Source organism: Amycolatopsis sp. lyj-23, from assembly GCF_046549135.1.
In the GTDB taxonomy this organism is placed as follows: Bacteria; Actinomycetota; Actinomycetes; order Mycobacteriales; family Pseudonocardiaceae; genus Amycolatopsis.
Genome location: NZ_JAJPWN010000024.1, coordinates 131,815 through 144,573 on the forward strand (window position 1 = coordinate 131,815; position 12,759 = coordinate 144,573).

General features: G+C 72.9%; 14 protein-coding genes and 2 pseudogenes. 11 read left to right on the top strand and 5 right to left on the bottom strand.

All coding sequences use genetic code 11. From position 1 onward, the window contains the following. Positions 1–474: 474 nt before the first annotated feature. Positions 475–891, bottom strand: coding sequence for an STAS domain-containing protein (locus ACLJPY_RS44495; protein ID WP_410597025.1), 417 nt, complete (start codon positions 889–891; stop codon positions 475–477). A gap of 593 nt (positions 892–1,484) precedes the next feature. Between ACLJPY_RS44495 and ACLJPY_RS44500 the strand changes: the two genes are divergently transcribed. The 7 genes from ACLJPY_RS44500 (at position 1,485) to ACLJPY_RS44530 (ending at position 8,621) form a co-directional block, all read left to right on the top strand. After that, a complete protein-coding gene (locus tag ACLJPY_RS44500; protein WP_410597026.1) occupies positions 1,485–3,026 on the top strand; it encodes an acyl-CoA synthetase in 1,542 nt (513 codons plus the stop codon). Continuing rightward, positions 3,023–3,799 (top strand): crotonase/enoyl-CoA hydratase family protein, encoded by a 777-nt coding sequence (locus ACLJPY_RS44505; protein ID WP_410597027.1) that lies wholly within the window; start codon positions 3,023–3,025, stop codon positions 3,797–3,799. The genes ACLJPY_RS44500 and ACLJPY_RS44505 overlap by 4 nt, the downstream gene beginning before the upstream one ends. Continuing rightward, positions 3,796–5,715 carry an acetoacetate--CoA ligase gene (locus ACLJPY_RS44510; protein WP_410597028.1) on the top strand — a complete coding sequence of 640 codons (1,920 nt, stop codon included), beginning with the start codon at positions 3,796–3,798 and terminating at the stop codon, positions 5,713–5,715. The genes ACLJPY_RS44505 and ACLJPY_RS44510 overlap by 4 nt, the downstream gene beginning before the upstream one ends. Then, positions 5,712–6,605, top strand: a complete 894-nt coding sequence (locus ACLJPY_RS44515; protein WP_410597029.1) for a 3-hydroxyacyl-CoA dehydrogenase NAD-binding domain-containing protein — start codon at positions 5,712–5,714, stop codon at positions 6,603–6,605. The genes ACLJPY_RS44510 and ACLJPY_RS44515 overlap by 4 nt, the downstream gene beginning before the upstream one ends. A 14-nt stretch (positions 6,606–6,619) precedes the next feature. Next, positions 6,620–7,486 (top strand): 4-hydroxyphenyl-beta-ketoacyl-CoA hydrolase, encoded by an 867-nt coding sequence (couO, locus tag ACLJPY_RS44520; RefSeq protein ID WP_410597030.1) that lies wholly within the window; start codon positions 6,620–6,622, stop codon positions 7,484–7,486. Between the two features lie 75 nt (positions 7,487–7,561). Then, positions 7,562–7,843 carry a DUF2188 domain-containing protein gene (locus tag ACLJPY_RS44525; protein ID WP_410597031.1) on the top strand — a complete coding sequence of 94 codons (282 nt, stop codon included), beginning with the start codon at positions 7,562–7,564 and terminating at the stop codon, positions 7,841–7,843. 46 nt (positions 7,844–7,889) lie between these two features. After that, positions 7,890–8,621: a hypothetical protein gene (locus tag ACLJPY_RS44530; protein ID WP_410597032.1), complete on the top strand. Its 732-nt coding sequence runs from the start codon at positions 7,890–7,892 to the stop codon at positions 8,619–8,621. A 68-nt stretch (positions 8,622–8,689) separates the two neighbouring features. On the opposite strand, the gene ACLJPY_RS44535 is transcribed toward ACLJPY_RS44530, so the two are convergent. Beyond that, a complete protein-coding gene (locus tag ACLJPY_RS44535; protein WP_410597033.1) occupies positions 8,690–9,412 on the bottom strand; it encodes an ATP-binding protein in 723 nt (240 codons plus the stop codon). A gap of 124 nt (positions 9,413–9,536) precedes the next feature. On the opposite strand from ACLJPY_RS44535, the pseudogene ACLJPY_RS44540 reads away from it, so the two are divergent. Then, a pseudogene (locus ACLJPY_RS44540) lies at positions 9,537–10,337 on the top strand (manganese catalase family protein); the annotation flags it as partial. Further along, positions 10,320–10,586, top strand: a complete 267-nt coding sequence (locus ACLJPY_RS44545) for a DUF2188 domain-containing protein (protein WP_410597061.1) — start codon at positions 10,320–10,322, stop codon at positions 10,584–10,586. The pseudogene ACLJPY_RS44540 and the gene ACLJPY_RS44545, both read left to right, overlap by 18 nt. A 2-nt stretch (positions 10,587–10,588) precedes the next feature. On the opposite strand, the gene ACLJPY_RS44550 is transcribed toward ACLJPY_RS44545, so the two are convergent. Both ACLJPY_RS44550 and ACLJPY_RS44555 read right to left on the bottom strand, forming a co-directional pair. After that, positions 10,589–10,747, bottom strand: coding sequence for a hypothetical protein (locus ACLJPY_RS44550; protein ID WP_410597034.1), 159 nt, complete (start codon positions 10,745–10,747; stop codon positions 10,589–10,591). Positions 10,748–10,907: 160 nt separating this feature from the next. Next, positions 10,908–11,549, bottom strand: a complete 642-nt coding sequence (locus ACLJPY_RS44555) for a hypothetical protein (protein ID WP_410597035.1) — start codon at positions 11,547–11,549, stop codon at positions 10,908–10,910. On the opposite strand from ACLJPY_RS44555, the gene ACLJPY_RS44560 reads away from it, so the two are divergent. Then, positions 11,550–12,296 carry an HAD family hydrolase gene (locus tag ACLJPY_RS44560; RefSeq protein ID WP_410597036.1) on the top strand — a complete coding sequence of 249 codons (747 nt, stop codon included), beginning with the start codon at positions 11,550–11,552 and terminating at the stop codon, positions 12,294–12,296. On the opposite strand, the gene ACLJPY_RS44565 is transcribed toward ACLJPY_RS44560, so the two are convergent. Continuing rightward, a complete protein-coding gene (locus ACLJPY_RS44565; RefSeq protein ID WP_410597037.1) occupies positions 12,239–12,499 on the bottom strand; it encodes a hypothetical protein in 261 nt (86 codons plus the stop codon). The two genes, ACLJPY_RS44560 and ACLJPY_RS44565, sit on opposite strands and share 58 nt — an antisense overlap. A 77-nt stretch (positions 12,500–12,576) precedes the next feature. On the opposite strand from ACLJPY_RS44565, the pseudogene ACLJPY_RS44570 reads away from it, so the two are divergent. Further along, positions 12,577–12,726 (top strand): annotated as a pseudogene (locus ACLJPY_RS44570) (RNA polymerase subunit sigma-24); the annotation flags it as partial. Positions 12,727–12,759: the final 33 nt, after the last annotated feature.

Sequence of the window (12,759 nt, forward strand, 5' to 3'; positions counted from 1 at the left end):
TGCCACGCCGCGGCCGGTGAGGAGACCGCCGGTCGAGCGAGCCGGGCCCGGCTCGATCATCCCGCGCAGCGTTGCCGGAAGCCTCCCGCAGCACGACGACCGCCGCCGCTCGCGAGATCGACCCGCGCACCCGCAGGGTCGGCCCACGTAACTGAAGGGTCGGCTTGCGTACCCGGATCGTCGACCGGCGTACCTGGAGAGTCGGCTTGCGAATCTGGAGGGTCGGCCGCGTACCCGGATGATCGGTCCGCGTACCCAGATCGTCGGCCCGCGCATCTGCAAGGTCGGCCCGCGTACCCGGAGGGTCGGCCTGCGTACCTGAAGGGTCGGCTTGCGTACCCGGAGGGTCGGCTGGCATGCCTGGAGCGTCGGCTGGCGTATGTGGCCGAGCGCAGACGCGGAGCATCGCGAGATACCGGCGGAAGGCGCAGCAGCACTCGCCGCCCGGGTCACCCGGGCGGCGAACCCAACCCCTCAGCTCTGGCTGGGGATCTCCGTCGCGCGTTCCCACCCCGACGGCAGGCGGCTCACGTTCAGCGCGTGGTCGAGCCCGCTGGCCGACAGCGCTCGGCGCACCACCCGGTTGTCGCCCGTGACGACGCGCAGGGTCGCGTTCTCGCGGGCCACGCGGGCCTGGATGCCGGCGAGGGCCGCGAGGCCGGCTCCGTCGAGGAAGTCGACCTCCGACAGGTCGAGGACGAGCACCGGGAACCGGCGGTGGGCCCACGTGCTCAGCGCGGACCGGACCTGCGGCGCGCTGTCTGCGTCGAGAGCGCCGCGGATCCGGACCATCACCGCGCCGAAGTACGGGCGGATGACCTGGATGTCGAACTGTTCGTACTTCGACGGCGCTACCGGGATCGCCGTCGCGGGGGGCTGGACGACTAACATTTCTCCACGCCTCATTCGCAGATGACGTGACGAGCGGGTGGTGCTCGACCGACCCGCTCGGTCGCTGGCAAATCGGGGGACGGATGCTGCTGAACCGCTCTTCGCAGCGTAGTCCTTGATCCGAACGGCGCAACCCCGCCAACGGCCGAACCCCCTACCTCCGCACGCGGCCCGCACGCGCGCCAGTCAAACCACCCATCCGGGTGAACCGTGCCGGGAGCGGCGAGCGTTCCCGGCCCGCCGTTCACCCCGCGTGGTCGGCGAAGATGTCCGACGTCCCGGGGACGGCCATCGGCCGGGCCGCGCCGAAGAACGCCCGCCGGGTCGGCGGCCACGTACGCGGGCACCGGCCGGCAAGGCGGACACCGCGGCGCCGGGCGGCGGGCGAACCGCCGGGAATCGCCGGTGCGCACGGGCAACCTCGTTTCCGAAAGTCGAGCCGGGGCAAGGCCCGTTCGGGAGCATTGGTGAGTCACACCTCCCGGGAATTGCCTTGCCGCGCCCGCCCGGACACCGGTCCCTTGACAGGAACCGGGCTCCCCACGCATCCTGAGCATCTCAGGGTTCCTGATATACCGGTGAAGGAGGCCGCCGTGCACCTCCCCGACTTCGGGCTCGGCAGCTGGCCCGCGCGACGGGCGCGGATCTCGCCCGGCCGCACCGCGCTGGTGCAGCACGACCGGTCGCTGACCTACGCCGCGCTCGCCGATCGGGTGGAGCGCCTCGCCGGAGCGCTGACCCGCCGTGGCGTGCGGCCCGGCGACCGCGTCGCCTACCTCGGCGTCAACGCCATCACCGTGTTCGAGACGCTCTTCGCCACCGCCCGCTGCGGCGCGATCTTCGTCCCGCTCAACTACCGCCTCTCCCCCACCGAGATCCGCTACATGCTCGACGACGCCGGCGCCTCGGTCCTCGTGCACAGCGCGGACACCGCCGGCCTCGTCGCGGCGGCCGGGGCGCTCCCCGGCGGGGTCGTCCTCGCGACGGACCCGGCCGGCGGCGAACCGGGCTTCGAAAGCGAGCTCGCCGCGGCCGGGCCGGCGCCGGACACCGCGGTCCGGCTGGAGGACCCGTGCCTGCTGCTCTACACCTCCGGCACCACCGGACGACCGAAGGCGGCGGTCCTCAGCCACGGCAACCTCACCTGGAACACCGTCAACCAGCTGGCGCACCTCGACGTCCTCGGCACCGACAAGGCGCTGTGCATCGCGCCGCTGTTCCACTGCGTCGGGCTGGGCCAGATCACGCTGCCGACGCTGTTCAAGGGCGGCAGCGTGGAGCCGGTGGCCAGGTTCGACCCGGGCACCATCCTCGCCCGGATCGGCGAAGCCGGGATCACCAGCTTCTCGGCGGTGCCGACGATGCTCGAAATGCTGTGCCGCCACGAGAACTGGGCGAGCACCGACCTGAGCTCGCTGACCTGCGTCCTCTACGGCGGCTCGCCGGTGGCCGAGCGCGTCGCCCGCGCGTGGCTCGACCGCGGCGTGAAACTCCTGCAGGGCTACGGCATGACCGAGGCCGCGCCGGGTGTCTCGATGGCCACCCACGAAGGCACGCTCGACCACCCGGTCGCCGCCGGGGTGCCGCACTTCTTCACCGACGTGGCCGCGCTCGGCCCCGACCTCACCCCGCAGCCGCTCGACGGGACACCGGCCGAGCTGCTCGTGCGCGGCCCGCACGTCTTCGGCGGCTACTGGAACCGGCCCGGCGAATCGGAAGCGAGCTTCGTCGACGGTGACTGGTTCCGCACCGGCGACGTCGTCCGCGTCGACGACGACGGCTGGGCCCACGTCGTCGACCGGGTCAAGGACATGATCATCTCCGGCGGGGAGAACGTGTACCCCGCCGAGATCGAAGCGGTCGCCGTGCAGCTGGACGCGGTCGACGCCTGCGCCGTCGTCGGGGTGCCCGACGAGCGCTGGGGCGAAGCCGGCGCCGCCTTCGTCGTCGTCCGGCCCGGGGCGCAGCTGGACGAACCGCAGTTCCGCGCCCACCTCGAACGGCACCTGGCGCGCTACAAGATCCCGAAGCACGTGCAGTTCACCGACACCCTGCCCCGCAACGCCACCGGCAAGATCCGCCGCGTCGAGCTGCGCACCCTGGCCGCCGAAACCTTCACGAACGGACCCGCATGACCAGCCCTCTCCTGCCCCCGACGCTGCGCCTGGAGCTGCGGGACGACGTCGCCGTGCTGCGGCTGGCGCGTCCCGAGAAGCGCAACGCCCTCGACGACGCGACCGTGCTCGGCATCGAGTCGTTCTTCGGCGCCCCGCCGCCGGGGGTCAAGGCGGTCGTGCTCGACGCCGTCGGCGACCACTTCTCCGCCGGCCTGGACCTGTCCGAGCTCACCGAGCGGGACGCGTTCGAGGGCCTGGAGCACTCGATGATGTGGCACCGCGCCTTCGAGCGGCTCGAACGCGGGCGCGTCCCGGTGGTCGCCGTGCTCAAGGGCGCGGTCGTCGGCGGCGGCCTGGAACTCGCCGCAGCCGCGCACATCCGCGTCGCCGAGCCGTCGGCGTTCTACGCCCTGCCGGAGGGGCAGCGCGGGCTGTTCGTCGGCGGCGGCGCGTCGGTGCGGGTGCCGCGGCTGATCGGTGCGCACCGGATGGCCGACATGATGCTCACCGGCCGCGTGCTCGACGCCGACGAGGGCCAGGCCGCCGGGTTGTCGCACTACCGCGTGGAAAACGGCCTCGAGCACGCACTGGAGCTGGCCCGCAAGATCGCGGCGAACTCGCCGATCACGAACTTCGCGGTGCTGCAGGCGCTGCCCCGCATCGCCGAGGCCAACCCGGCCGAGGGCTACCTGATGGAGGCGCTGATGGCCGCCATCGCCGGCGGCAGCGCCGAGGCGAAGGAACGCATGCAGGCGTTCCTGGACAAGCGCGCCGGGAAGGTCGGCCGATGATCCTGCGCCCGGTCGCCCCCGACGTCCGCGAAACCACGGAGATCGGCCGGTACCTGCGGTGGCTGGACGCCCGCGGGCGTTCGTTCGGCGACTACGCGGCCCTGCACCGGTGGTCGGTGACCGACCTCGACGGCTTCTGGTCCTCGATCAAGGACTTCTTCGGCGTCCGCCTGCACACCCCGGCCACGGCGGTGGTGCCCGACCGCACGATGCCCGGCACCGAGTGGTTCCCGGGCGCCACGCTGAACTACGCCGAACACGCACTCGGTCACGGCCCGGACGACGCCACCGCGGTCATCGCCCACTCCCAGACCAGGGATCGCACCGAGCTCACCTGGGCGCAGCTGCGCGACCAGGTCGCGCGCGCCCGCGCGGGGCTGGCCCGGCTCGGCGTCGGCCGCGGCGACCGCGTCGCCGCGTACCTGCCGAACATCCCGGAAGCCGTGGTCGCCTACCTCGCCGTCGCGAGCCTGGGCGCGATCTGGGCGTCCTGCGCGCCGGAGTTCGGCGCCCGGTCGGTCATCGACCGGTTCGGGCAGATCGAGCCGCGGGTGCTGCTGACGGTGTCCGGCTACCGCTACGGCACCAAGGACGTCGACCGCCGCGCCGAGGTCGCCGAAATCCGCGCGGGCCTGCCCACCGCCGAGCACGTCGTGCACGTCCCGTACGGCGAGCACGACCTGCCGGGCACGCTCGCTTGGGCCGACCTGCTCACCGAGAGCACACCCGGGTTCGAGCCGGTCGCCTTCGCGCACCCGCTGTGCGTGCTGTTCTCCTCCGGCACCACGGGCAAGCCGAAGGCGATCGTGCACGGCCACGGCGGGATCCTGCTGGAGCACCTCAAGAACCACGGCCTCAGCTGGGACCTGCGCGCGGGCGACCGGATCCTCTGGTTCTCCACCACGGCCTGGATGATGTGGAACGCGCTGGTCTCCGGGCTGCTCACCGGCGCGTCGATCGTGCTCGTCGACGGCAACCCGCTGCACCCGGACCTGGCCTGGCAGTGGCGGCTGGCCGCGGAAACCCGGGCGACGCTGCTGGGCGCGAGCCCGGGATTCCTGATGGCGTGCCGGAAAGCGGGCCTCGACCCGGCCGCCGAGCACGACCTCTCCGCGCTGCGGCAGCTCGGCGCGGCCGGCAGCCCGCTGCCCGCCGAGGGTTTCCAGTGGGTGCACGAGAAGTTCCCGGGCGTCCTGCTCAACGTCGGCAGCGGCGGCACGGACGTGTGCAGCGGCATCGTCCAGGGCAGCCCGCTGCAGCCGGTCCGGGCGGGCGAGATCTCGGGCCCCTGCCTCGGCGTCGACGCGAAGGCGTTCGACGAGCACGGCGCCGAAGTCATCGGTGAACTGGGCGAGCTGGTGATCACCGCCCCGATGCCGTCCATGCCCGTGGGCTTCTGGGGCGACGGCTCCGGCGAACGCTACCGCGAGACGTACTTCGCCACCTACCCCGGTGTCTGGCGGCACGGCGACTGGGTCCGCTTCGCCCCGGACGGCAGCTGCGTCATCGCCGGGCGCTCGGACGCCACCCTCAACCGCGGCGGCGTCCGGCTCGGCACCGCGGAGTTCTACGCCGTCGTCGAGGAGCTGCCGGAGATCACCGACTCCCTCGTCGTGCACCTCGAAGACCGCGCGGGCGGAAACGGTGACCTGCGGCTGTTCGTGGCCCTGCGGCAGGGCGCCACCCTCGACGACCCGCTGCGCCGCAAGATCGCCTCGGCGTTGCGGACCGCGCTCTCGCCGCGGCACGTGCCGGACGCGATCACCGCCGTGCCGTCGATCCCCCGCAACCGCACCGGGAAGAAACTGGAGCTGCCGGTGAAGAAGATCCTGCTCGGCGCCCGGGCCGACGACGTCGTCGGCCGGGACGTCCTGGCCGATCCCAGCGCGCTCGACCACTTCGGGACGCTCGCATGAGCACCGTCGCGGTCGTCGGCACCGGCGTCATCGGCGCAAGCTGGGCCGCCCTCTTCCTGACCCGGGGCCTCGACGTCGTCGCCACCGATCCGGCACCCGGCGCCGAGGAGCGCTTGCGCAGTGCGCTCGAAGGCACGCCGACGGATCGGCTGCGGTTCGTCGCCGACGCCGGTGAGGCGGCCGCCGCCGCGGACTTCGTCCAGGAGAACGGGCCGGAGCGGGAAGACGTCAAGCACGCGCTGTTCGCCGTCCTCGACGAGGCCGCGCGGCCGGACGTGGTGCTGGCGAGCAGCTCCTCCGGCCTGCTGCCGAGCGCCATCGCCCGCGGCTGCCCGCACCACCCCGAGCGGGTCGTCGTCGGGCACCCGTTCAACCCGCCACACCTGATCCCGCTCGTCGAGGTCGTGCCGGGCCGCGACACCGCACCCGAGGTCGTCGACCGGGCCGTGGCGTTCTACACCTCGCTCGGGAAGCGGCCGATCCGGCTCGCGCGCGAGGTGCCCGGCCACGTCGCGAACCGGCTGCAGGCCGCGCTGTGGCAGGAGGCGTACTCGCTGGTGGAGCGCGGCATCGCGACGGTCGCCGACATCGACACCGCGATCGCCAACGGGCCCGGGCTGCGCTGGGCCGTGCTCGGCCCGTTCGCCAACCAGCACCTCTCCGGCGGCGCGGGCGGGCTCGCGCACGTCCTGGCCCACCTCGGGCCGCCCACCGAAGAGTGGTGGCGCGACCTGGGGCGGGTCCACCTCACCCCGAAACTGGCCGAGACGCTCGTCGCGGGCGTCGACGCCGAACTGGCCGGCACCGACGACCGCGCTCTGGTGACGGCCCGCGACACCGTCCTGAACGCCCTGCTGGCCGCCAAGGCCGCCCAGCCCGACCTGCCCTGACCCTGGAGCTCCTCGTGGACCTTTCCCAGCTGACCGCCATCGACGTCCACACCCACGTGGAACAGGACGGCCACGGCTGTTTCGCGCTCGACCAGGAACTCCTGGACGCCTCCGAGAAGTACTTCCGCGCCGGCCAGGACCGCACGCCGACGGTGACCGCGATCGCCGAGCACTACCGGGCCCGGAACATGGCCGCGGTCGTCTTCACGGTGGACGCGCCGGCCGCGACCGGGCACCCCGCGCTCTCGAGCGAGGAGATCGCCGACGCCGCCGCCGAGCACGCGGACGTGCTCATCCCGTTCGGCTCGGTCGACCCGCACGCCGGCAAGGCGGCGGTGCTGCGCGCGCGGCGGCTGGTGGGCGAGCACGGCGTGCGCGGGTTCAAGTTCCACCCGAGCCTGCAGGCGTTCGAGCCCAACGACGTCCGCCACTACCCGCTGTACGAAGCGATCGCGGAGCTGGGGGTGCCCGCCCTGTTCCACACCGGGCAGACCGGCATCGGCGCCGGCCTGCCGGGCGGGCACGGGATCAAGCTGCGCTACTCGAACCCGATGCTGCTCGACGACGTCGCCGCCGACTTCCCGGAGCTCACGGTGATCCTGGCGCACCCGTCGGTGCCGTGGCAGGACGAGGCGATCTCGGTCGCGACGCACAAGGCGAACGTGTACATCGACCTCTCGGGCTGGTCGCCGAAGTACTTCCCGCCGCAGCTGGTGCGGGCGGCGAACACGCTGCTGAAGCGGAAAGTCCTGTTCGGGTCCGACTTCCCGGTGATCACCCCGGACCGCTGGCTCGCCGACTTCGCCGAGCTGGACCTCAAGGACGAGGTGCGGCCGCTGATCCTGAAGGACAACGCCATCCGAGTACTCCGCCTGGCCTGAGACGCGGAAAACGTTTGTCCGCTACCTCCCCGGGCAACCGGGTCCCTCCTGGGTCTCACGATGGGAGGCGGAGTCGTGGCGGAGGGTGACGTGCACACCTACTACGAAGACGGACTGTGGAAGAACCGCGTCGAAGGCGGCCGCCGCGCGTCCAACACCTCCCCCCGCCGCGTCGACGCCGTGCTGGCGGGACGGCAGATCGCGCGGAAGCGCCGGGTCGGGCACTTCGTCCACACGCCGGAGGGCGAGGTCGAAACCGAACGCGACTTCCGGCCGCGGGCCCCGCGGACGACGCCGGCCGGTGATCCGGGCCATCCGGTGACGGAGGATGTAACAGATCCCCCGTTCGGACGATAGCCCGTTCGTGTCCGGGGACGCCCCGGCCTTCATGAACGGACTGTCCATGCCTCGCCTCCGCCTGGCCGCGCTGCTCGCGGCCGGATCCCTCGCCATCGCCGGCTGCTCCGGCGCCACGGAAACGCCCGCCCCGGCCGCGGCCGCCAGCACGGCCTCGCCGTCCTCCACGGCGCCCGCGGCCCCGGCCCTCGACGCCACCCAGGTGGGCGCCGCCGTCAACGACGCCGCCAAGCAGGCCTCGGCCGTGCACGTCAAGGGCACCATGGCCCAAGAGGGCAGCACCATCAACCTGGACCTGCAGCTGAACTCCGACAGCGCGAGCGGCACGGTGGTCAAGGACGGCCTGGAGATCCCGGTGCTGCGGGTCGGCGACCAGTACTTCTTCAAGTTCACCGAGTCGCTGGTGAAGCAGGCCGGCGCGCCCGCCGCGGTCGCCAAGCAGCTCACCGGCAAGTGGGTGTCGTCGAAGGCCAAGATCGGCCAGAGCATCGGCGAGTCGTTCAAGACCTTCCTCGACTACCAGGCGTTCACCGAAGGCACCCTGGGCGAACTGCAGAAGTCGACCTTCAAGGCGGGCGAGCCGACGACGCTCGCGGGCGCGCCGGCCCTGACCTTCACCAGCACGGACGGCACCGCGACGGTGGCGGCGACCGAGCCGCACTACCTGCTGCGTATGGCGGACCCGAAGAACGGCGCGATGGAGTTCGGCGACTGGAACAAGCCGACGACGATCTCCGCGCCCCCGGCCGCGGAAATCTACTCCGGCCCGGGTTCCTGACGCTTCCGCGGTGAACAGGCCGCCGCCGGGGTCCGCGACCCCGGCGGCGGCCTGCTGCGTCACGGGCGCTATCGGGCCAGCAGGGCCCACACCGTCTTGCCGCCGGCCCCGGACCGGCTGCTCCCCCACCGCTTCGCGACCTTGGCGATCATCCGCAGGCCCAGCCCGGCGTCGGCCAGGTCGAGTTCCTCGCGCAGCACCGCCGGCCGCGCGCTGTCGTCGGCGACCTCCACCGAGAGCGTCCCGCGGCGCAGCTCGAGCCGCAGCCGCGGCGCCGAACCCGTGTGGCGGAGCGTGTTTTCGACCAGTTCGGTGGCGACCAGCTCGGCGTCTTCGGCCAGCTCGGGCACCATCCACTCGGCGCAGACCCCGCGGACGAACGCGCGGGCGCGCGCCGACGTGCGCGGCGACCGGTCGAGCAGGCGGACGGCCCGCTGCCGGGCCGGGCAGGTCAGCGCCGCCTCCGCCGCGGCCGCGTCCGGGTACACCGGCACGTGGCTCGCGGCCAGAGCCGCCCGCTGTTCCGGGCGGCCGGTCACCAGGGCGAACGGGAGCGCCGGCCAGTCGCCGACCCGCAGGGCCACCAGCGCGAACACCTTGATCAGCGCGCGGTCGCGCAGTTCGAGGCGCTCGATGTCGATCACCACGCCGTCTTCGGAGTCGACCGCGAATTCGAGCAACCGGTCGCGCAGCTGCGGGTACGTCGTCCGGTCGAGCACGCCGACGACCGAGGCGCGTGCCGGGGCACCATGCCGGGGCACCAGCCGGACCGAGTTGTGCGGGGCGAGCACCGGTGACCACCTCCTTCACGACGATCACTCGATCGGATAACCCCATCCGAACCCGTCAAACACCGCGTTTGCCCGATTGACGGGGCCGATCGGGGGAACCCCGCGGCATCGGAAGGGAGACGATGTGTTCCGTCACACCAAGCTGCTGCAGTTCGAAGCCAAGCCCGCAAAGCCCGACCCCGTGTACGCGCGCAAACTCCAGGAACTCATCGGCGGCGCCTACGGCGAAATGACCGTGACCATGCAGTACCTGTTCCAGGGCTGGAACTGCCGCATCGAAGGCAAGTACAAAGACCTGATCATGGACACCGCGACCGAAGAGATCGGGCACGTCGAGATGCTCGCCACCATGGTCGCGCGGTTGCTCGAAGGCGCCCCGGCCACCGCTACCGCCGAAGCGGCCGAAGACCCCGTCATGGCCGCGGTGCTCGGCGGAATGGACGTCCAGCAGGCGATCGTCGCCGGCGGGGGCGCCCTGCCCGCCGACAGCAACGGCACCCCGTGGAACGGCAAGTTCATCGTCGCCTCCGGCAACCTGCTCGCCGACTTCCGCGCGAACGCCGCCGCCGAAGCGCAGGGCCGCCTGCAGACGGCGCGGCTGTACACCATGACCGACGACCCCGGCGTCAAGGCGATGCTGAAGTTCAACCTCGCCCGCGACACCGTCCACCAGAAGCAGTGGCTGGCCGCGATCGAAGAGCTCCAGGCCGACGGGCTGGAGACCGACATCGCCCCGAGTGCCTTGTTCGACGAGGAAGACCAGGAGCACAACAAGACGATCTGGCACCTCTCCGACGGCCCGGACGGCGCCACGGGCACCAGCTGGACCACCGGCGCCGGCCTCGAGTACCTGATGGACCCCCAGCCGCTCGGCGGTCCGGGCACCCCGCCGCCGCCCGACCCCGCGCTGTTCGCCACGGCCGAAACGCAACCGGCCACCGCGGAGGCGCCCGACCTCGAACCGGCCGACGGCGACGTCGAGACCTTCCACGACGGCTCGGTCTGGAAGAACAAGGTCGTCGGCAACACGCGGGCATCCGGCAGCGCGGAGACGAAGTCCGAGGCGGTGGCGGCGGGCCGCAAGCTGGCGATCAAGCGCGGCACGGCCCACTTCATCCACACGAAGGACGGCCGGATCGGCGAGCGCCGGACGTACCCGAGGGCTCGTTCCTGAGGTCACGCCGAGGGCATGCCCCCGCGGTCGGCATCGTCTTCGTCGCTGTCGCCCGCGCGGGGCTCTTGGTCACGAAAAGTCGGCTCGGTGTGCTCACCCCCGATATCGGGGTCGGCTTCCATGCTCTCGGCGGTGACGGGGTCGATTTCGGGAGTGCTCACGGTTCCTCCGATCAGGCGAGCCCCGCGCATACCCGGCGTTGCGGCGGAGAAACACGCACCCCGCCTCACTGCGGTTGCGCGCCTGGGCCCGCAGCCGGAGGCCGCCGCCGATCGCACCGCGATCCCCGGCATCTAACCCCGCACTGGAGCAAGCCTGCCCCTACGGCCGCCCCGCGCGGCTGCCCGCGTAGGCCCGCTCGCGCACCCGCACCAGCCACTCCGGCGCGATCTCCACCCCGGCGGGCCGGTTCCGCATCGGATCGAGCGCCGGCGCCTCCCCGCCGGGTTCGGTCAGCGTCAGCACCGCGCTGTCGCACCAGCGCCCGTCCTCGCGGCCGGTCCGGAGCACGAACTCCCACCGCCGCGTCGCGCCCGCCGCGGCGAGGGACGCTTCGATCCGCGGGGACGACTCCGCCGCCCACGCCCCCAGCCAGACCAGCCGGTCGGCCCGGCGGTAGGGCATCAGGCTGCAGTACGCGCCGCGCGTCCACGCCGCCGACGGGCGGGGCAGCATCCGGCCCAGGTGGCCGCGGCCCGCCGTCGTCAGGAGGATGTCCCACGGCCCGCCGTCGCGGCCCGCTCCGGGGATCCGCAGCGCCAGCCCGAGCGCGTCGGGCAGCCGGCCCGGCGTCCCGGCGCCCTTGGACAGCCGCGCGACGACCGGCGCGGGCCCGGACGGCCACGGCAGGTCGTCCGCGACCGCGCGGAGCTCGCCGCGCAGCACCACGCCCGCGGGGTGGAAGGCCGGGGCGCGCCGCAGGGCCGCCAGGCCGCGGAAGCCCGCCGACACGAGATCGGTCATGTGTACTCCCCGGCGCCGCGGGGTAATCGGATCATCCCTCCCGTTACCCGCGCCGGGCAGCGGGAAACCGACCCCAAGGAGCCTGTCATCGCCACCGCGGTCCTGTTCGACGTCGACGGCACGCTCGTCGACTCCAACTACCTCCACGTCCACGCCTGGCGCCGGGCGTTCCACGCGCTGGACCGGAACGTCGACTCCTGGCGCGTGCACCGCGCGATCGGCAAGGGGTCCGGCAAGCTCCTGAGCACCCTGCTGGGCGACGAAGACGCCGCCCGCATCGGCGACGAGGCGAAGGACCTGCACAGCCGTTTCTACCTCGAGACCGCCGAGCTGCTGCGGCCGTTCGACCGCGCCCCCGAGCTCCTCCGGACCCTGGCCGGCCGCGGGATCAGCGTCGTGCTGGCGACGTCGGCGGCGCCGGACGAGCTCGAAGTGCTGCGCAAGGTCCTCGACGTCGACGACGTCGTCTCCGGGATCGTGTCCGGCGACGACGTCGAGGCGACGAAGCCCGACCCGGAGCCGGTGGTCGCCGCGCTCGAGAAGGCCGGGACCAAGCCGGAGGAGACGATCTTCGTCGGCGACGCGGTTTGGGACGTCCACGCCGCCACCAAGGCCGGTGTGCGCACGGTTTCGGTGCTCTCCGGCGGTGTCGGCCCGGGAGAACTCACCGACGCCGGCGCGGTGGCCGTCTACGACGACGCCGCGGCGCTGCTGGCCGGGCTGGACGACAGCGTGCTGATCGGCTGAGCCCGGCCGGCGTCACCCCAGTCGAACGTGCCGGGCTCGTACGCGCCGCCCTGGAGGTGGACGATCAGCGCGGGCCGGTTGGCTGAGTTCATCTGCGTGACCTTCGCCAGCGGCGACCGGCGAATGGTCAGGCTCGCGGCGCCGAACCGCTTGGCGAACTCGGCGCCGATCCCGTGTCGGTCAGGGTGACGAAGAGGAGCCACCCGTGGCCGACCCCGCCACCAAGGCCTTCCTCGCCCACCGCACCCTGCTGTTCACCGTCGCCTACCAGCTGCTCGGCGAGATCGCCGAAGCCGTCGGCAAGAGCCCGGCCGCGGTCCGGCAGATCGCGCACCGGGCCCGCTCCCACGTGACCGCGCGCCGGCCGCGCGAGGCCGTCTCGCCCGCGGCCACCCGGGACGCGCTCGAGGCGTCCCGGCGCGCCGTCGACCTCGTCACCGGGCGCTACGCCGTGCGCAACCCG